Raw genomic sequence first — 17242 nt, 5'->3', positions numbered from 1 at the left:
CCATGCACCTACGCCGCGCCCTCTCCGTCGCCGTCACCGTGCTGGTGACCGGCACGATGCTCTGCGCGTCTCCGGTCCGGGCCGCCGAGCGCGCGCCCGCCCCGGCCCTCGGTGCCGGCTCGGCCAGGGCAGTGAGCCAGGAGCGGCTGGTCCAGCACCTGACGGTGAAGTGGGACCCCTCCACGCGCCGCAAGGTCTACTCCAAGACCGCGGTCGTCCCCGGCATCGGCCAGCTCGCCATGATCTGCAAGGCCAACGCCACGATGATCCGGCTCCGCACCGAGAACCGGCAGCTGGAGACGCAGATGTGGCTACAGAAGTACGAGGTCAAGAACGACCACAACGTTGTCGCCGTCAAGGTCCCGCGCGTCTACCGCTACGCCCACGCGCTCGACGACGGCACGGGTGGCACCGGCTACTACGCCGCCGAGGGCCTCAACCAGGTCACGCCGATCGAGAACTACTCCTCGGGCACGATCAACGGGATCATCAGCCAGCGCCCGGGTCGCCACCAGTCGGGCGGGGCACTGGACCCCAAGCCGGTGACGTCGTTCGAGCTCAGCTGGTACTGGAACGGCTTCCGGCACCCGGCCGACTACCGCTCGTGCAAGATCGACGCCGTCTTCACGACCACGTTCGAGGACCGCGCCGGCATCACCTGGCACGGCACCGCGGACGCCCCGGGGCGCGACAGCCAGCGCACCCGGCTCCCGGGCCTCGGCTGGCTCGACCTGGAGTGTCGTGCCGAGACCGACCCGACGGGCGCCGCCCAGACGCTCGTGATCGAGCCCGACGCGTCCCTAGGGCCCGACGCCGAGGTCTACGTCGAGCGGGTCTTCGGCGAGGGCTGGGTCGACGACCACGTCGTGAAGGAGAGCTACACGTACGGCGAGCACGAGCCCGGGCTCCTGGGCCCGGTCCCACTGCCCGGCAACGCGACGCTGCGGCTGCGCATCCGGGTCGCGGGTGTGGAGCGGTGGCTGCTGGTGTCGAGCTACCGGGTCACCAACAACGCGGACCCACGGCTCAACCTGTGTGAGGTGTCGGCGGCGCCGTACGACCGCTGACTCGGAGCGCCGACCCCACGAGCGGTACGACGGGCACCGCGCCGCTCTCGATGTCGGCGACGGGCACCCAGGCCACTGCGTCGGTGGTGCCGCCCACCTCCGTCACGAGCTCGCCGGGCTCCCCCACGGGCTGGGCCGCGAACACCAGCCCGATCGCGTGCAGCTCCTCGTCCCGACCGGACGGCGCCGTGCCGCGGACCTGCTCGTCGTCGACGGTCACCAGCTCCCCCACGGTGCACACGAGGCCGGTCTCCTCGAGCAGCTCGCGGGTCACTGCGTCCCGGGGCCTCTCGCCGTGGTCGATCCCGCCTCCGGGCAACGACCACAGCCCGGTGTGGAAGCCGCGGGCCGACACCCGGGTGAGCAGCACGGTGTCGTCGCGCCGGACCAGCCCGTAGGCGGCGACGCGCTGCAGTCGGAACACCTCGTGCGCCGCCAGCGCCTCGCGCACGAGGGAGACGGTGGGCACCGAGCCGTCGAGCACGCCCGCCACGGGGTGCCAGGCGGCGTCGACGGTCGAGCCGCCGACCTCGACCACGTGGGGCTCGGGCGCGTCGACGGGGACCCAGCCCTCGTAGACGATGCGCAGGCTGTGGGCGTTGGCCCGGCGACCGTGGCGCCAGGTGTCGGGCAGATGGAGCGAGAAGGTGCGCGCGGTCTCACCGACGGTGACCGGCAGACCGGTCTCCTCGTAGACCTCACGCACCACGGCCTCGCGGGGGTCCTCGCCGTGGTCGAGCCCGCCACCGGGGAGCGTCCAGAGCTCGCCGCGCGACAGCCGCGGAGCGAGCCGGCTCAGCAGGATGCAGCCGTCGCGCAGGATCACGGCGTACGCCGCCACCCGCTGTACCTGCTCCCCCATGCGGGCCAATCTACGACGCCCCCGGTCCCCAGGTGGGGCGGACCGCCGCGCGCGGCATCGCGTCGATGACGTACGACGCCTCCAGCTCGCAGGCGTGCCCGCCGAGGTGGGCCGGGAACCACGGCGCGTGCTCGCCGGGCCGGGGCCGGTGCTCGGGCCTCTGCTGGAGCGACTCCAGCCCGCGCCAGAGGCGGTGTCCCAGGTCCTGCGTCACCGCCGTCAGGTCGGCGTCGGGTGGCACCGTCAGCGGCTCTCCGAAGCGGACGTCGACGAGCCGCCCGCGGGTGAGGTCGGGCCGCGGTAGCGGGTGGTCCTGGGTCGTCTTCTGCGCCCAGATCCGCTGGCTACCCCACATCCAGACCGGCACCAGCGGCGCGCCGGTCTCGCGGGCGAGTGCCGCGGCGCCGGGCATCAGCGCGCGGGTCGTGTAGGCCGTCGAGATGCCGCCCTCCGGGAACAGGCACACGACCTCGCCCTGCTGGAGCAGCCGACGGGCCTTCAGGTACGCCGCCGCCGGGGCCTCCCGATCGACGGGGATGTGGCCCATCGCGTCCATCGCGCGTGCCGCCAGGCGCGAGTGCCAGATGTCGTGGCGACACATGAAACGCACCCGCCGCCCGGTGCCGAGCAGCGCGCGACCGATGAAGACGAAGTCGGGGAAGGAGACATGGGTGGCGGCCAGGACCGCGGGCCCGGTGGCGGGAACGTGCTCGACGCCCTCCGAGCGGGTCGTGACGTCCAGACCGCGCAGCAGCGCGCGGCCGAGCCCGATCGTGGCGGCGTAGACCGGCTCGCGGCGGCTCACGTGAAGGGCGGTCGCGAGTCCCGCGCCAGCGAGCGGCGACCGGCCCAGCGCCAGACCCGCGCGGCGCGGTCGCGGTCATCGTCGGTCACCAGGTTGCCCATCCAGCGCAGCGCAAGAGTCATCAGCCAGTCGGACCTCATGCCCGCGGGGCCCAGCGTCGGCAGCAGTCGCGGGACCGTCACCAGCCCGGCGAGCCGCCGGGCGATCGAGAAGGCCTCGCCGTAGTGGTCCTGCAGCAGCGCCGGCCACACGACCGACAGGTCGTCGGTCTCGGTCATGAGCTCGGCGAGCAGGCGCCCGGTCTCGAGGCCGTAGTCGATCCCCTCGCCGTTGAGGGGGTTGACGCAACCGGCTGCGTCGCCGATCAGCGCCCAGTTGGGGCCGGCGACGTGCGACACCGCACCACCCATCGGCAGCAGCGCCGAGGTCGGCATCCTCAGGTCGCCGGAGAGCCGGAACTCCTCGCGGCGCTCGTCGGCGTAGTAGGACATCAGGGGCTTGATCGCGATGTTGGCGGGGCGCTTGGCCGTGGCCAGGGTCCCCACGCCGATGTTCACCTCGCCGGTCCCGAGCGGGAAGATCCAGCCGTAGCCGGACAGGATCGCACCGTCCTCGCCGCGCAGCTCGAGGTGCGAGCTGATCCACGGGTCGTCGGACATCTCGGAGGCGATGTAGGCGCGTCCGGCCACGCCGTAGACGGTGTCGCGGTGCCACTCGCGCCCCAGCACCTTGCCTAGCGGCGACCGGACGCCGTCGGCGACCACGAGCCGGCGACAGGCGATCTCGAACCGCTCGTCCCCACGCTGGAAGACGACGGCGGCGACCCGCCCGCCCTCACGTCGTACGTCGACAGCGCGGACGCCGTCGATCGCGGTGGCCCCGGACTTGATGGCGGTGGTGCGCAGGTGGTCGTCGAGCTCGGTGCGCGCCACGGCGCTGCCCCACGACGGCAGCGTGCCGCCGGGCCACGGCAGGAGGAGGGTCTGGCCGAAGCCATGCGCGCGCAGCCCCTGGTTGACCGTGTGCGCGCGTAGCCAGTCCTCGAGCCCCAGCTTCTGAAGCTCCCCGATGGCGCGCGGAGTCAGCCCGTCACCGCAGGTCTTGTCACGCGGGAACACGGCCGCGTCGGCCAGGACCACGTCGGCGCCGCCTCGCGCCGCCCAGGCCGCGGCCGCCGACCCCGCGGGGCCGGCACCGACGACGAGGACGTCGGTCTGCGTGGGGGTCGAGGTCACCCCCCGATTCTCTCAGCCCCCCGGTGACGCCACCGAATCGAGGGAGCAGTAGTCCGCGAGGAACGAGCGGACTACGTGGGCGAGCGAAGGTCGAGCGGGCGCCGCGGCTGAGGAACGAAGCCGCGACGCGCACGTCGAGACCCCGTATGCCGAAAGGCAGCATTGCCCCACTCGTTCCTCGGAGGGGACTGGATCTCGATGCGCCAAGACCCGCCCACGCGAGCGTGAGCGGGTCTTGGCTTACTCGATCTGGTTCTCAGCTATCAGACCTGAGCGCTTCGCGCTCAGTTCTGATACGAACCAAAGTCGAAGTCGTCCAGAGCTACTGCCTGACCGGAGCCGGCGTTGCCGAACTCGTAGTCGTAGGAGTCGTAGCCGGTGACGGAGTACGCCGCGGCGCGGGCCTCCTCGGTGGGCTCCACCCGGATGTTGCGGTAGCGCTCCAGGCCGGTGCCGGCCGGGATCAGCTTGCCGATGATCACGTTCTCCTTCAGGCCGCGAAGCGAGTCGGAGCGACCGTGGATCGCGGCGTCGGTGAGCACGCGGGTGGTCTCCTGGAAGGAAGCCGCCGACAGCCACGACTCCGTCGCGAGCGACGCCTTCGTGATGCCCATGAGGACCGGACGACCCGAGGCCGGCTTGCCGCCCTCGGAGACGACCCTACGGTTCTCCTCCTCGAAGCGCACCCGGTCGACCAGGTCGGAGGGGAGCAGGTTCGTCTCGCCCGACTCGATGACCGTGACCCGGCGCAGCATCTGCCGCACGATGATCTCGATGTGCTTGTCGTGGATGGACACGCCCTGGCTGCGGTAGACCGCCTGGACCTCGTCCACGAGGTGCTCCTGCGCCTTGCGGACGCCGAGGATGCGCAGCACGTCCTGCGGGTCCGGCGTACCGGACGTCAGGTGGTGGCCGACCTCGATGTGCTCGCCGTCCTCGACGTTGAGGCGCGAACGCTTCGACACGGGGTACTCCTGCACCTCCGAGCCGTCGTCCGGGGTCACCAGCACCTTGCGGGACTTGTCGGTGTCCTCGATCTCCACGCGACCGGCGGACTCCGAGATCGGGGTCCGGCCCTTGGGCGAGCGGGCCTCGAAGAGCTCGACCACGCGGGGCAGACCCTGCGTGATGTCGTCGGCCGAGGCCACACCACCGGTGTGGAAGGTACGCATGGTCAGCTGCGTGCCGGGCTCACCGATGGACTGGGCGGCGATGATGCCGACCGCCTCACCGATGTCGACCAGCTTGCCGGTGGCCAGCGAGCGGCCGTAGCACTTGGCGCAGGTGCCGGTCTTGGCGTCACACGTCAGCACGGAGCGGACCTTGACGACCTCGATGCCGGCGGCCACGAGCTCACCGATCTTGACGTCACCGAGGTCGCCACCGGCCTCGACCAGCACGTCGCCGGTCTTGGGGTGGGTGACCTCGCTGGACGCCGAGCGGGCGTAGGCGGCGGTCTCGGCGTTGTCGTCCTTGCGCACGACACCGTCCTCGCCCTTGACGCCGATGACCTTGGGCAGGCCACGCTCGGTCCCACAGTCGTCCTCACGGATGATGACGTCCTGCGACACGTCGACCAGACGACGGGTCAGGTAGCCGGAGTCCGCCGTACGGAGCGCGGTGTCGGCCAGACCCTTGCGGGCACCGTGGGTCGAGATGAAGTACTCGAGCACGGAGAGACCCTCGCGGAAGTTGGCCTTGATCGGCCGCGGGATGATCTCGCCCTTCGGGTTGGCCACCAGGCCTCGCATGGCGCCGACCTGACGGATCTGGTTCATGTTTCCGGAGGCACCGGAGTCGACCATCATGTAGATCGGGTTGGAGCGCTCGAACGTCGCCTCCATGGCGTCGCCGACCTCCTTGGAGGCCTCCGTCCAGATCTCGATGAGCTCCTGGCGGCGCTCGTCGTCGGTGACCAGACCGCGCTCGAACTGCTTCTGGACCTTGGCGGCCTGCTCCTCGAAGCGCGACAGGATCTCGATCTTGTTGGTCGGCGTCGTGACGTCGTCGATCGAGACGGTGACACCCGAGCGGGTGGCCCAGGTGAAGCCGGTGTCCTTGAGGGCGTCGAGCGAGGCGGCGACCTCGACCTTGGTGTAGCGCTCGGCGAGGTCGTTGACGATCGCACCGAGGGCCTTCTTGCCCACCTCGTAGTTCACGAAGGGGTAGTCGGCCGGCAGCGTGTCGTTGAACAGCGCACGGCCCAGCGTGGTGTCGAGGGTCAGCGACTGACCCTCCTCCCAGTCGGTTCCGAGCTCGAGCTCGAGCGGCGGCACGATGTCGTTGAAGCGGATCTTGACCTTGCTCTGGACCGAGATCTCGCCCTTGTCGTAGGCCATGATCGCCTCGGCCGGGGACGAGAACGCGCGACCCGCGCCGGGCTCGTCCTCACGGTCGGTCGTCAGGAAGAACAGGCCGATGATCATGTCCTGGGTAGGCATGGTCACCGGACGGCCGTCCGACGGCTTGAGGATGTTGTTGGTCGAGAGCATCAGGATCCGCGCCTCGGCCTGGGCCTCGGCCGACAGCGGCAGGTGCACCGCCATCTGGTCGCCGTCGAAGTCGGCGTTGAACGCCGTGCAGACGAGCGGGTGGATCTGGATGGCCTTGCCCTCGATCAGCTGGGGCTCGAAGGCCTGGATGCCGAGTCGGTGCAGGGTGGGCGCACGGTTGAGCAGCACGGGGTGCTCGGTGATGACCTCTTCGAGGACGTCCCACACGACCGGGCGGGCGCGCTCGACCATGCGCTTGGCCGACTTGATGTTCTGCGCGTGCGACAGGTCGACGAGGCGCTTCATCACGAACGGCTTGAACAGCTCGAGCGCCATCTGCTTGGGCAGACCGCACTGGTGCAGCTTGAGCTGCGGGCCCGACACGATGACCGAACGGCCGGAGTAGTCGACGCGCTTGCCGAGGAGGTTCTGGCGGAAGCGCCCCTGCTTGCCCTTGAGCATGTCGGAGAGCGACTTGAGCGGGCGGTTGCCCGGCCCGGTGACCGGGCGACCACGACGACCGTTGTCGAACAGCGAGTCGACGGCCTCCTGCAGCATCCGCTTCTCGTTGTTGACGATGATCTCGGGCGCGCCGAGGTCAAGCAGTCGCTTGAGGCGGTTGTTGCGGTTGATCACGCGGCGGTAGAGGTCGTTCAGGTCGGAGGTGGCGAAGCGGCCACCGTCGAGCTGGACCATCGGGCGCAGGTCCGGCGGGATGACCGGTACGGCGTCCAGGACCATGCCCTGGGGCTTGTTGCCGGTCTTGCGGAAGGCGTCGACGACCTTGAGGCGCTTGAGGGCGCGGACCTTCTTCTGGCCCTTGCCGTTGGCGATGGTGTCGCGCAGCGACTCCACCTCGGCCTCGGTGTCGAAGTCCTCGAGGCGCTTCTGGATCGCCATGGCGCCCATGTGACCCTCGAAGTACTTGCCGAACCAGTTCTTCATCTCGCGGTAGAGCAGCTCGTCACCCATGAGGTCCTGGACCTTGAGCGACTTGAAGGTGTTCCACACCTCGTCGAGGCGGTCGATCTCGCGCTGGGCGCGGTCCCGGACCTGCTTCATCTCGCGCTCGGCGCCGTCGCGGACCTTGCGGCGCGCGTCGGCCTTGGCACCCTCGGACTCCAGGGTCGCCATGTCCTCCTCGAGCTTCTTCATGCGCTCGTCGAGGGTGGTGTCGCGGCGCTTCTCGAGGCGCTCGCGCTCCAGCTGCACCTTGCCCTCGAGCGAGGACAGGTCGCGGTGGCGAGCGTCGTCGTCGACGGCGGTGATCATGTAGGCGGCGAAGTAGATGACCTTCTCGAGGTCTTTCGGCGCCAGGTCGAGCAGGTAGCCGAGACGCGACGGGACACCCTTGAAGTACCAGATGTGGGTCACGGGGGCGGCCAGCTCGATGTGGCCCATGCGCTCGCGGCGCACCTTGGAGCGGGTCACCTCGACGCCGCAACGCTCACAGATGATCCCCTTGAAGCGCACGCGCTTGTACTTGCCGCAGTAGCACTCCCAGTCCCGGGTGGGACCGAAGATCTTCTCGCAGAAGAGGCCGTCACGCTCAGGCTTGAGCGTGCGGTAGTTGATGGTCTCCGGCTTCTTGACCTCACCGTGGCTCCACGTGCGGATGTCGTCCGCGGTGGCCAGGCCGATCTTGAGCTGGTCGAAGAAGTTCACGTCGAGCACGATGGCTGTTGTCCTTCGTTAGTTCTGGAAATCAAGCGTGGACTGAGGGGCGGGCCCGTACGCCGGTCCGGCGTACGGGCCCGGCATCTCAGACTTCTTCGACGGAGCTCGGCTCGCGGCGAGACAGGTCGATCCCGAGCTCCTCGGCGGCGCGGAAGACGTCTTCCTCGGCGTCCTTGAGCTCGATCTGGGAACCGTCCTGGCTCAGCACCTCGACGTTCAAGCAGAGGGACTGCATCTCCTTGACGAGCACCTTGAAGGACTCGGGGATCCCGGAGTCCGGGATGTTCTCGCCCTTCACGATGGCCTCGTAGACCTTGACGCGACCAGGCACGTCGTCGGACTTGATGGTGAGCAGCTCCTGCAGGGCGTAGGCGGCGCCGTAGGCCTCCATCGCCCACACCTCCATCTCGCCGAACCGCTGGCCACCGAACTGGGCCTTACCGCCCAGGGGCTGCTGCGTGATCATCGAGTAGGGGCCGGTGCTCCGCGCGTGGATCTTGTCGTCCACGAGGTGGTGGAGCTTGAGGATGTACATGTAGCCCACCGCGACCGGGTCTGCGAACGGCTCACCGGAGCGACCGTCGAACAGGTTGGCCTTGCCGGTGTCGCCGATCAGGCGGACGCCGTCACGGTTGGGCGTGGTCGCACCGAGCAGACCGGTGATCTCGTCCTCGCGGGCGCCGTCGAACACCGGCGTCGCCACCTTGGTGTTGGGGGCGGCCTTGTCCGCGTGGATCTTGATCAGGCGCTGCTTCCAGTCGGCGTCGGACTTGTCGTCCATGAAGTCGAGGTCCCAGCCCTGCTTGGCGAGCCAGCCGAGGTGGAGCTCGAGGATCTGACCGATGTTCATCCGTCGCGGCACGCCGAGCGGGTTGAGGACCACGTCGACCGGGGTGCCGTCCTCCATGAACGGCATGTCCTCGATCGGCAGGATCTTCGCGATGACGCCCTTGTTGCCGTGGCGGCCGGCGAGCTTGTCGCCCACCGAGATCTTGCGCTTCTGGGCGACGTAGACGCGGACCAGCTGGTTGACGCCGGGAGGCAGCTCGTCGCCGTCCTCGCGGTCGAAGACGCGCACGCCGATGACCGTGCCGGACTCACCGTGCGGCACCTTCATCGAGGTGTCGCGCACCTCGCGCGCCTTCTCACCGAAGATCGCGCGCAGCAGCCGCTCCTCCGGGGTGAGCTCGGTCTCGCCCTTGGGCGTGACCTTGCCGACCAGGATGTCGCCCGTGGTGACCTCGGCGCCGATGCGGATGATCCCGCGCTCGTCGAGGTCGGCCAGCATCTCCTCGGAGACGTTGGGGATGTCGCGGGTGATCTCCTCGGGGCCGAGCTTGGTGTCGCGGGCGTCGACCTCGTGCTCCTCGATGTGGATCGAGGTGAGGACGTCCTCCTGCACCAGGCGCTGGCTGAGGATGATCGCGTCCTCGTAGTTGTGGCCCTGCCACGGCATGAACGCCACGAGCAGGTTGGTGCCCAGCGCCATCTCGGCGTTGTCGGTGCACGGACCGTCGGCGATCGGGGTGCCGTGCTGGTTGTTGTCCAGGTCGCGGCCCAGGACCCGGTCACCCTCGCTGACCAGCGGGCGCTGGTTGATGCAGGTGCCCTGGTTGGAGCGCTTGAACTTGGCCAGCTTGTACGTCGTGTAGGTGCCGTCGTCGTTCATCGTCTCGATGACCTCGGCGGACACCTCCTTGACGACGCCGTCCTTGTCGGCGACGAGCACGTCACCGGCGTCGACCGCGGCGCGCCACTCGATGCCGGTGCCGACCAGGGGCGAGTCGCTCACGACGAGCGGCACGGCCTGGCGCTGCATGTTGGCGCCCATGAGCGCACGGTTGGCGTCGTCGTGCTCGAGGAACGGGATGAGCGCGGTCGCGACCGACACCATCTGTCGAGGCGAGACGTCCATGTAGTCGACCTCGCCGGCCAGGATCTCGGAGACCTCTCCGAAACGCTGGCGCACGAGCACGCGCTCCTCGACGAACTTGTCGTTCTTGTCGAGCGCGGCGTTGGCCTGGGCGATGACGTAGCGGTCCTCGTCGTCGGCCGTGAGGTAGTCGATCTGCGCGGTGACCTTGCCGTTCTCCACCTTGCGGTAGGGAGTCTCGACGAAGCCGAACGGGTTGATCCGTCCGTAGGACGCGAGCGAGCCGATCAGGCCGATGTTGGGGCCTTCCGGGGTCTCGATCGGGCACATGCGGCCGTAGTGCGACGGGTGGACGTCACGGACCTCCATGCCGGCGCGGTCACGGGACAGACCACCGGGGCCGAGCGCCGACAGGCGACGCTTGTGCGTCAGGCCGGAGATCGGGTTGGTCTGGTCCATGAACTGCGAGAGCTGGGAGGTTCCGAAGAACTCCTTCAGCGCCGCGACCACGGGCCGGATGTTGATCAGGGACTGAGGCGTGATCGCCTCGACGTCCTGGGTCGTCATCCGCTCGCGGACCACGCGCTCCATGCGGGCCAGGCCCGTGCGGAGCTGGTTCTGGATGAGCTCACCGACGGTGCGCATCCGGCGGTTGCCGAAGTGGTCGATGTCGTCGGCACCGATGTCGAGGGTGCCCTGGGGCGTCTCGAGCTGCTCGCGGCCGTCGTGCAGGGCCACGATGTAGCGGATCGCCGCGACGACGTCGCCGATGGTCAGCGTCTGCTGGTCGAAGGCCTCGACCAGGCCGAGCTTCTTGTTGATCTTGTAGCGACCGACCTTGGCCAGGTCGTAGCGCTTGGGGTTGAAGTAGTAGTTCTTCAACAGCGTCAGCGCGGCCTCGCGGGTGGGGGGTTCGCCCGGGCGCAGCTTGCGGTAGATGTCGAGCAGCGCGTCGTCGGGACCCTGGGTGTGGTCCTTCTCCTCGGTGAGCTGGATCGACTCGTACTGGCGCAGCTCGGCCATCACGGCGTCGTAGTCGTACTCCTCGCCGATGTCCTCGGCGACGGCCTGGAGGGCCTTGAGCAGGACGGTGATGTTCTGCTTGCGCTTGCGGTCGAGGCGGACGCCGACCAGGTCGCGCTTGTCGATCTCGAACTCGAGCCAGGCGCCGCGCGAGGGGATCAGCTTGGCGGTGTAGATGTCCTTGTCGGACGTCTTGTCGGCGGTGCGCTCGAAGTAGACGCCCGGCGAGCGGACGAGCTGCGAGACGACGACGCGCTCGGTGCCGTTGATGACGAAGGTGCCCTTGGGCGTCATGAGCGGGAAGTCGCCCATGAAGACCGTCTGGCCCTTGATCTCACCGGTGTCGTTGTTGGTGAACTCCGCGGAGACGTAGAGAGGAGCGGAGTAGGTGAAGTCCTTCTCCTTGCACTCGTCGACGGTGTACTTCGGGTCGTAGAAGACCGGGTTCTCGAAGGAGAGGGACATCGTCTCCGAGAAGTCCTCGATCGGCGAGATCTCCTCGAAGATCTCGGTCAGGCCGGACTTGCTGGAGACGTCCTCGCCCTCGGAGCGCCGGCGGTCGACCTCGGCGTTCCACTTGTCGTTGCCGATCAGCCAGTCGAAGCTGGTGGTCTGCAGAGAGAGGAGCTGGGGAACCTCGAGAGGTTCGGTGATCTTTGCGAAAGAGATTCGGCTGGGGTTACCGGAGGTGCTGCGCGCGGCCAAGAGGTGTCCTTCGACGTGTCGCTCTGAGAGTCGCGCCGACCCACCACAGGTTCAACCACCGGGCAGGCTGATAAGTATCTGAGGGCAGGCGCAATGCGCCACCATACACGAATCGCGGGCGCACAACAACCTCTGCATGCGCCGCAACGACGAGCGTTGCAGAGATCATGAGCCCCGGAGGCGCTCAGGTCAAGCACCGCCCCCGTGGGTTGTGGAGGACCTACGGCGCGGCAGGGGTGGTGATGAGGTCGTCGACCAGCCACTTGCCGTCGACCAGGAGCATCTGAGCGGTCACCTGGTCGCGGTAGACGACGGGTTCCTTCGCCTGCTTGTTGGTGGTCGGCCGGTTGACGAAGAGCAGCACGTCGACCCGGTCGTCGCCGGTGCGCACGATCCCCGAGGCCACCACCTCGGCCGAGACCACGGTCTCCGTGCCCGGCGCGTTGTCGGACACCAGCGCGAAGGTCTGGTCGTACTTCTCGCGGTAGTCGTCGGTCATGTAGGACCTCGCGGCGGCGGCGTCGGCCTCCAGGGTCCGGTAGTCGAACGACAGCACCGGCACGATGGCCGTCTCGGCGGCAGCCTGGGCGGTCCGGACCTCGCTCTCGTCGACGCGCGAAGGTCCGGTGCTGACGCTCTCGGGCGCCGCGTCGGACCCCAGCCAGGCCACCACGGTCACCGTCAGGAGCAGCAGGGTCACCACCGCGGTCGCGATCACGGCCGCCAGCGGGAGGGCACGCCGGCCGACCGGCGCCGCCTCATCAGTCACGGCTCGCGGGGTCGGCTCGCTGACGACAGCCTCGTCGGCGGCCGCGTCATCCGCGGCATCCTCCTTGGACGGCTCGGGCTCGGCCGCCTGCGCGATGGCTGCGTCGTACTCCGCGCGGCGGACGGGGTCCAGCAGGACCGCGGCCGCGTCGTTGTAGGCGCGGAAGCGCCGGTCACCGGGGTCGAGGTCGGCGATCGCCGACTTCCAGGCGGCCCGGATCTCGTCGACGGAGGCGTCTTGGTCGACATCGAGGAGGTCGTACCAGTGCGGGGTCATGGCTGCGGCTCCTCGTCCGCGCCGGTGATGGGCGTGAACTCGTCGACGAGCCACTCCCCCTCCACCTTGAGGAGCTTGACCTCGTAACGGAACGGCAGCGAGTCGGCGTCGATGCGCTGCTCCGCGTCGTTGGGGTTGGGGTAGGAGTTGGTGAACGACCCGGCCACCAACACCGTGGCGGAGTCGGCGTCAAGGCTCGAGACTCCCGTGGAGAAGACCTCACCCGAGCGCCCTGCCCCGGCCTGGGACACAGCCTGCTCAGCCAGCTCTACGTTCTTCTCGAAGTCGGCTGCGAACTTGGGCGTGAGCAGCTCGCTCACGAGCTCGCGGTACTCCGGCATCGTGTTGTCGGCGTCGAGGTACTGGGGGCCGTAGGTGTGCAGCCGGAGCACGAACTGTCTCGACTGCGCCATCGTCGACTCGCGCTCCTCGGCGACGAGGTCGTCGTCGCTGAAGAGCGAGGTCACCCGCGCACCGAGGCCGCGGTCCTGGGCGGGGGTCGAGGCCACCAGGTAGGTGAGCACGACGACGCAGGCCACCATGACCACTGCGCACGTCAGGACGAGCACGCGCCGCCACCGCGCGGAAGGAGCGACGGGGTCGGTCGTGAAAGCGCTGTCGGTCACCTTCGGGTGGCCGTCAGGGGCTGGAGATACAGCCACTTCCACGACTCCTCACCTAGCGTCATGGGTGCCACGGTACCGACCGACGTATCGCCGCCTGCCACCCGGGAGCCCCAGGTCAGCTCACCGGTCGCCTGGTCGTACGACGCGACCACGCGGTTGAGGTTCTGGGTGCCGCGGGCGTTGCTCATGGCGGCGGGCTCGGTGCAACGAGCGTTCTCGTTCATCGGGCGGTTGGAGCCGTCCTGCGGCGGGCGGGTGTCGGTACCCTCGTAGCCCTGGTGGCAGACCGGCTGGTCGGTGATGATCATGCCGAAGTGGGCGTCGTAGAGTCCGGTGTCGGGCGACTTGGACACGACGGTGAAGCCGCCCTCCACCACGTAGGGGTAGATGCTCAGCACCTGGGCGACGCCGTCCAGGTGCCTGGTGATGATCTCGCCGGTGGTCACGAGGTTGTTGATCAGGTCACCGAGCTCGATGCGGTTGTCCTCGAGGAACGTCCGCAGCTCGATCGCCGTGGCCGAGCCGGTGTCGATGAGCCGCCGCAGGTCGCCGTCGGCGCCCGCGAGGGTGCCGGAGAAGAGCGAGAGCTGCGTCGCGAAGTTGCGCAGGGCGCTCTCCCTGGCCAGTTGACCGTTGAGCACCGTGTTGCTGTCGCGGATCAGGGCCGCGGTCACGTCGAAGTTCTCGTTGGCGACCTCGATGAAGGAGTTACCTGAGTCGATGATCGTCTGGAGGTCCTGGCCGGTACCTCCGAACGCTGCCCCGAACTCGGTGACCGTCGTACGCAGGGCGTCCTGGTCGACCGAGGTCACCGTGTTGGACAGGTTGGTCAGCAGCGTCTCGGTGGCGATCGGCGTGCGGGTGAACTCCTCGTCGATCTCGGAGTCGTTGCTCAGGTAGGGCCCGTCGTCGACCTGCGGTTGCAGCTCGACGTACTGCTCGCCGACCGCGGAGCGGTTGCCGACCACGGCCAGGGTGTCGGAGGGGATCTCGTCGTAGCCGTTGTCGATGTCGAGGTGAACGTCGACGCCGGAGTCGGTCAGGACCAGCTTGTCCACGCGTCCCACCTGGACGCCGCGGTAGGAGACCTCGCCGCCGGCGAAGATGCCGCCGGACTCGGGGAAGTGCGCGACGACGGTGTAGGTGTCGTCATAGAAGAGCCGGTCGAGCTTGGCATAGCGCGCGCCCACGTAGGACACCCCGATCAGCGTGATGAGCACGAAGATCAGCAGCTGGAACTTGGTGCGGCGGGTGATCATCGGATCACCAGCCCGGGGACGAGCAGGGTGACGAGTGCCGGGTCGTAAGCCGCCATCAGCTGTCCCATCGTCGCGCCGCCGGCGGAGTCCGGATCAGCTTGGCCCGCCCCGTAGGCGGGGCGGTTGAGCCCGCTGCCCGGGTCGAGGGGGAGGGGAAGACCGGGCACCCCGGGGATGTCGGGGGGATCAGGCAGCCCGGGACCACCGGGAGTGCCCCCACCGCCGCCGGGGCACAGGCCGCCCAGAGGTCCGGTGGCCGCGTCGCAGATCGCGCCGACGATGTTGCCCGGGAGGTCCTGGCAGTTCTCGAGCGAGGGAGCGTTCAGGCACTCGGCCAAGGCCTGGGCGGCGCCCATGCACAGGTTGGGCAGGTCGACGATCTCGTCGATGGGCAGGTCGTCGGGGATCTCGTTGAGCGGCGTGCACGGGATCCCGGGGACGGTCGGCTGCTCCCCTCTCAGGTCGATGTCGAGAGTGACCGACAAGTTGGTGTAGTCGCCCATGTGGAGGTTGCGCGCGACCTGCGGGTCGCGGCCCACGACCTCGTCGACGAACGGGTAGGTCAGGAACACGTGGAACGCCTTGACGAAGCTGTCGCCCGAGTTGGCCAGCTCGGTGAGCACCGGCTGCAGCAGGCGGAACGACTTGATCGTGGACGCCTTCGAGTCCTTGATCACGCTGACGCCGACGTCACCGAGGCGGTTGAGCGCCTGGAGCATCTTGACCAGGTCACCTCGCTGCGCGTCCAGTGAGATGAGCGCGCTGGGCAGCTCCTCGAGTGCGGCGTCGATGGTCCCCTGCTGCTCGCGCACCGAGAGCGCCAGCCGGTTGAGGGACTCGATCGCGTTGACGATGTTGGCCTTGTTGGCGTCGAGCTGGCCCATCAAGGTGTCGACCTGGGTGAGCACCGACTTGACGTTGTCCTCGCGGCCTTCGAGGGCGAGGTTGAGCTCGGCGGCGATCGTCTTCAGCTGCGCCACGCCGCCGCCGTTGAGCAGCAGGCTGAGCGCCCCGAGGACCTCTTCGACCTCGGGGTTGCGTCCGGTCCGCTCCAGCGGGATCTCGTCTCCGTCGGCCAGCTCTCCGTCGCCGCCGCCTTCGGGTGCCGCGAGCTGGATGAATTTCTCGCCGAGCAGACTGGTCTGCCGGATCTCCGCGATCGCGTTGTCGGGGAGCTCGGTGCCGCCACGGATCTCCATGGTCACCCGGGCGACCTGGCCCTCGAGCTCGATCTCGCGGACCATGCCGACGCTCACGTCGTTGACCTTGACCGTCGACTGCGGCACGAGGTCGAGTACGTCGACGAAGACGGCCTCCACGGTGATCGCGTTGTCGCCGGTGTCGGTGCCGCCCGGCAGCGGGATGCTGTAGACATCGAAGTCACAGCCGCTGAGCAGGACCGTGCCGAACAGGAGCGCGACGATGCCGCGCACGCGGGCGTTCATCGAGCCACCTCCACGAGTCCACCGAGCGTGAGGTCGAACTGATCGCCGGACGAGGACCCGCTGCCGGCACCGAACGGGCCCGTGCGGGGCAGCGGCAGGGTCTCGATCAGGTCACACAAGGCACCGGTGCGGTCCTGCTCGGCCACGAAGCCGCACAGGAGCGTCTTGGGGTCGGACTCGATCTGGTTGATGAGCTCGCCGATGTTGGCGTTGGTGTCGAGCGTGCCGGCGTCGGGGTTGTAGGTCAGCGACAGGTTGGCCAAGGCCAACGGGGCCGCCCGCAGCGTCTCGTCGAGGGCGGCGCGCTGCTTGACGAGGACCTTGGCAACGCGGTTGAGGCCCTTGATGTTGCGTCCGAGCACGGTGCGGTTCTCCTTGACGAACGACCCCACCTCGCCGAGCGCCACCGACAGGTTCTTCAGCGCGGCGGCGAGCTCCTGACGCTCCCCCGACAGCATCGTCGAGACCGAGCTGAGTGAGCTGTTGAAGTCGCGGACGGTCGCGTCGTTCTCGGCCAGGGTGAAGATGAACTGCTCCAGCTGGGCCAGGGAGCCGAAGAGCTCTTCCTTGTTGTTGTCAAAGGTCTCGGTGAAGGTGCTGAAGTCCTCGATCGTCTGGTGGAACTGCTCGCCCTGGCCGGCGAAGTTCTCGGCGGTCACCTCGAGCAGGTCGGTCAGCGCACCCTCCGCGTTGGCGCCGTTGGGCCCGAGGGCCACGTTGAGCTCGTCGAGGCTGGAGTAGATCTGGTCGAGCTCGAGCGGGACGGCGGTGCGGCTCACGTCGAGCACGGTGCCGCTGGCAAGGGTCTCGCCCTCGGTGTAGGCCGGGGTCAGCTGGATGTAGCGATCACCCACGATGGAGGGCGCGATGATCAGCGCCTCGGCGTCGGCCGGGATCTTGATCTCGGGGTCGTAGGACATGGTCACCACGACGTCGGTGCCCGACGGGGTCACCGTGTCGACCGTGCCGATCGGCACACCCAGCACTCGCACGTCGCTGCCCTCGTAGATCGAGATGGTGCGGGGGAAGTGGGCGGTGAGCGTCTTCTTCTCCTCACCACCGAACATCGTGAGCGCGGCCGCTACGACCAGCGCCACGATCACCAGTGGGACGGCGAACCTCTTCACG

At 68.6% G+C, this 17242-nt stretch carries 11 protein-coding genes; 1 reads left to right on the top strand and 10 read right to left on the bottom strand.

The window, feature by feature from the left end:
- Positions 1-2: 2 nt before the first annotated feature.
- The gene (locus BLR90_RS05965; RefSeq protein ID WP_091023540.1) at positions 3-1067 is read left to right on the top strand and encodes a hypothetical protein; all 1065 of its coding nucleotides are present in this window, start codon (positions 3-5) and stop codon (positions 1065-1067) included.
- On the opposite strand, the gene BLR90_RS05960 is transcribed toward BLR90_RS05965, so the two are convergent.
- The 10 genes from BLR90_RS05960 to BLR90_RS05915 all read right to left on the bottom strand — a co-directional run bounded on the left by BLR90_RS05960 (position 1027) and on the right by BLR90_RS05915 (position 17241).
- Entirely contained in the window at positions 1027-1929 is a 903-nt protein-coding gene (locus BLR90_RS05960; RefSeq protein ID WP_091023538.1) for an NUDIX domain-containing protein, read from the bottom strand. The genes BLR90_RS05965 and BLR90_RS05960 overlap by 41 nt on opposite strands.
- Positions 1930-1939: 10 nt before the next feature.
- Positions 1940-2734 (bottom strand): lysophospholipid acyltransferase family protein, encoded by a 795-nt coding sequence (locus tag BLR90_RS05955; RefSeq protein WP_091023536.1) that lies wholly within the window; start codon positions 2732-2734, stop codon positions 1940-1942.
- On the bottom strand, positions 2731-3969 hold the full coding sequence (locus BLR90_RS05950) for a geranylgeranyl reductase family protein (protein ID WP_091023534.1): 1239 nt from the start codon (positions 3967-3969) through the stop codon (positions 2731-2733). The genes BLR90_RS05955 and BLR90_RS05950 overlap by 4 nt, the downstream gene beginning before the upstream one ends.
- A gap of 284 nt (positions 3970-4253) precedes the next feature.
- Positions 4254-8135 (bottom strand): DNA-directed RNA polymerase subunit beta', encoded by a 3882-nt coding sequence (locus BLR90_RS05945; RefSeq protein ID WP_091023532.1) that lies wholly within the window; start codon positions 8133-8135, stop codon positions 4254-4256.
- A gap of 88 nt (positions 8136-8223) precedes the next feature.
- On the bottom strand, positions 8224-11739 hold the full coding sequence (rpoB, locus tag BLR90_RS05940) for a DNA-directed RNA polymerase subunit beta (protein WP_091023530.1): 3516 nt from the start codon (positions 11737-11739) through the stop codon (positions 8224-8226).
- Positions 11740-11959: 220 nt separating this feature from the next.
- Positions 11960-12784 carry a J domain-containing protein gene (locus BLR90_RS05935; protein WP_091023528.1) on the bottom strand — a complete coding sequence of 275 codons (825 nt, stop codon included), beginning with the start codon at positions 12782-12784 and terminating at the stop codon, positions 11960-11962.
- The gene (locus tag BLR90_RS05930) at positions 12781-13410 is read right to left on the bottom strand and encodes a hypothetical protein (protein ID WP_091023526.1); all 630 of its coding nucleotides are present in this window, start codon (positions 13408-13410) and stop codon (positions 12781-12783) included. Before BLR90_RS05930 ends, BLR90_RS05935 begins: the two co-directional genes overlap by 4 nt.
- The gene (locus BLR90_RS05925; RefSeq protein ID WP_091023524.1) at positions 13407-14669 is read right to left on the bottom strand and encodes an MCE family protein; all 1263 of its coding nucleotides are present in this window, start codon (positions 14667-14669) and stop codon (positions 13407-13409) included. Before BLR90_RS05925 ends, BLR90_RS05930 begins: the two co-directional genes overlap by 4 nt.
- Positions 14666-16114, bottom strand: a complete 1449-nt coding sequence (locus BLR90_RS05920) for an MCE family protein (RefSeq protein ID WP_091023523.1) — start codon at positions 16112-16114, stop codon at positions 14666-14668. Before BLR90_RS05920 ends, BLR90_RS05925 begins: the two co-directional genes overlap by 4 nt.
- Positions 16111-17241 carry an MCE family protein gene (locus tag BLR90_RS05915; RefSeq protein ID WP_091024482.1) on the bottom strand — a complete coding sequence of 377 codons (1131 nt, stop codon included), beginning with the start codon at positions 17239-17241 and terminating at the stop codon, positions 16111-16113. The genes BLR90_RS05920 and BLR90_RS05915 overlap by 4 nt, the downstream gene beginning before the upstream one ends.
- Position 17242 lies beyond the last annotated feature (1 nt).

Source organism: Nocardioides szechwanensis, from assembly GCF_900103935.1.
GTDB classification, from domain to species: domain Bacteria; phylum Actinomycetota; class Actinomycetes; order Propionibacteriales; family Nocardioidaceae; genus Nocardioides; species Nocardioides szechwanensis.
The sequence above is the reverse complement of the archived record's forward strand: the minus strand, read 5'-3'. Positions and strand labels throughout refer to the sequence as shown.

Bases quoted from the DNA above. Each gene is read 5' to 3' on its own strand.
- BLR90_RS05920 (WP_091023523.1), bottom strand. From the start codon at position 16,114: ATGAACGCCCGCGTGCGCGGCATCGTCGCGCTCCTGTTCGGCACGGTC.
- BLR90_RS05935 (WP_091023528.1), bottom strand. From the start codon at position 12,784: ATGACCCCGCACTGGTACGACCTCCTCGATGTCGACCAAGACGCCTCC.
- BLR90_RS05965 (WP_091023540.1), top strand. From the start codon at position 3: ATGCACCTACGCCGCGCCCTCTCCGTCGCCGTCACCGTGCTGGTGACC.
- BLR90_RS05960 (WP_091023538.1), bottom strand. From the start codon at position 1,929: ATGGGGGAGCAGGTACAGCGGGTGGCGGCGTACGCCGTGATCCTGCGC.
- BLR90_RS05925 (WP_091023524.1), bottom strand. From the start codon at position 14,669: ATGATCACCCGCCGCACCAAGTTCCAGCTGCTGATCTTCGTGCTCATC.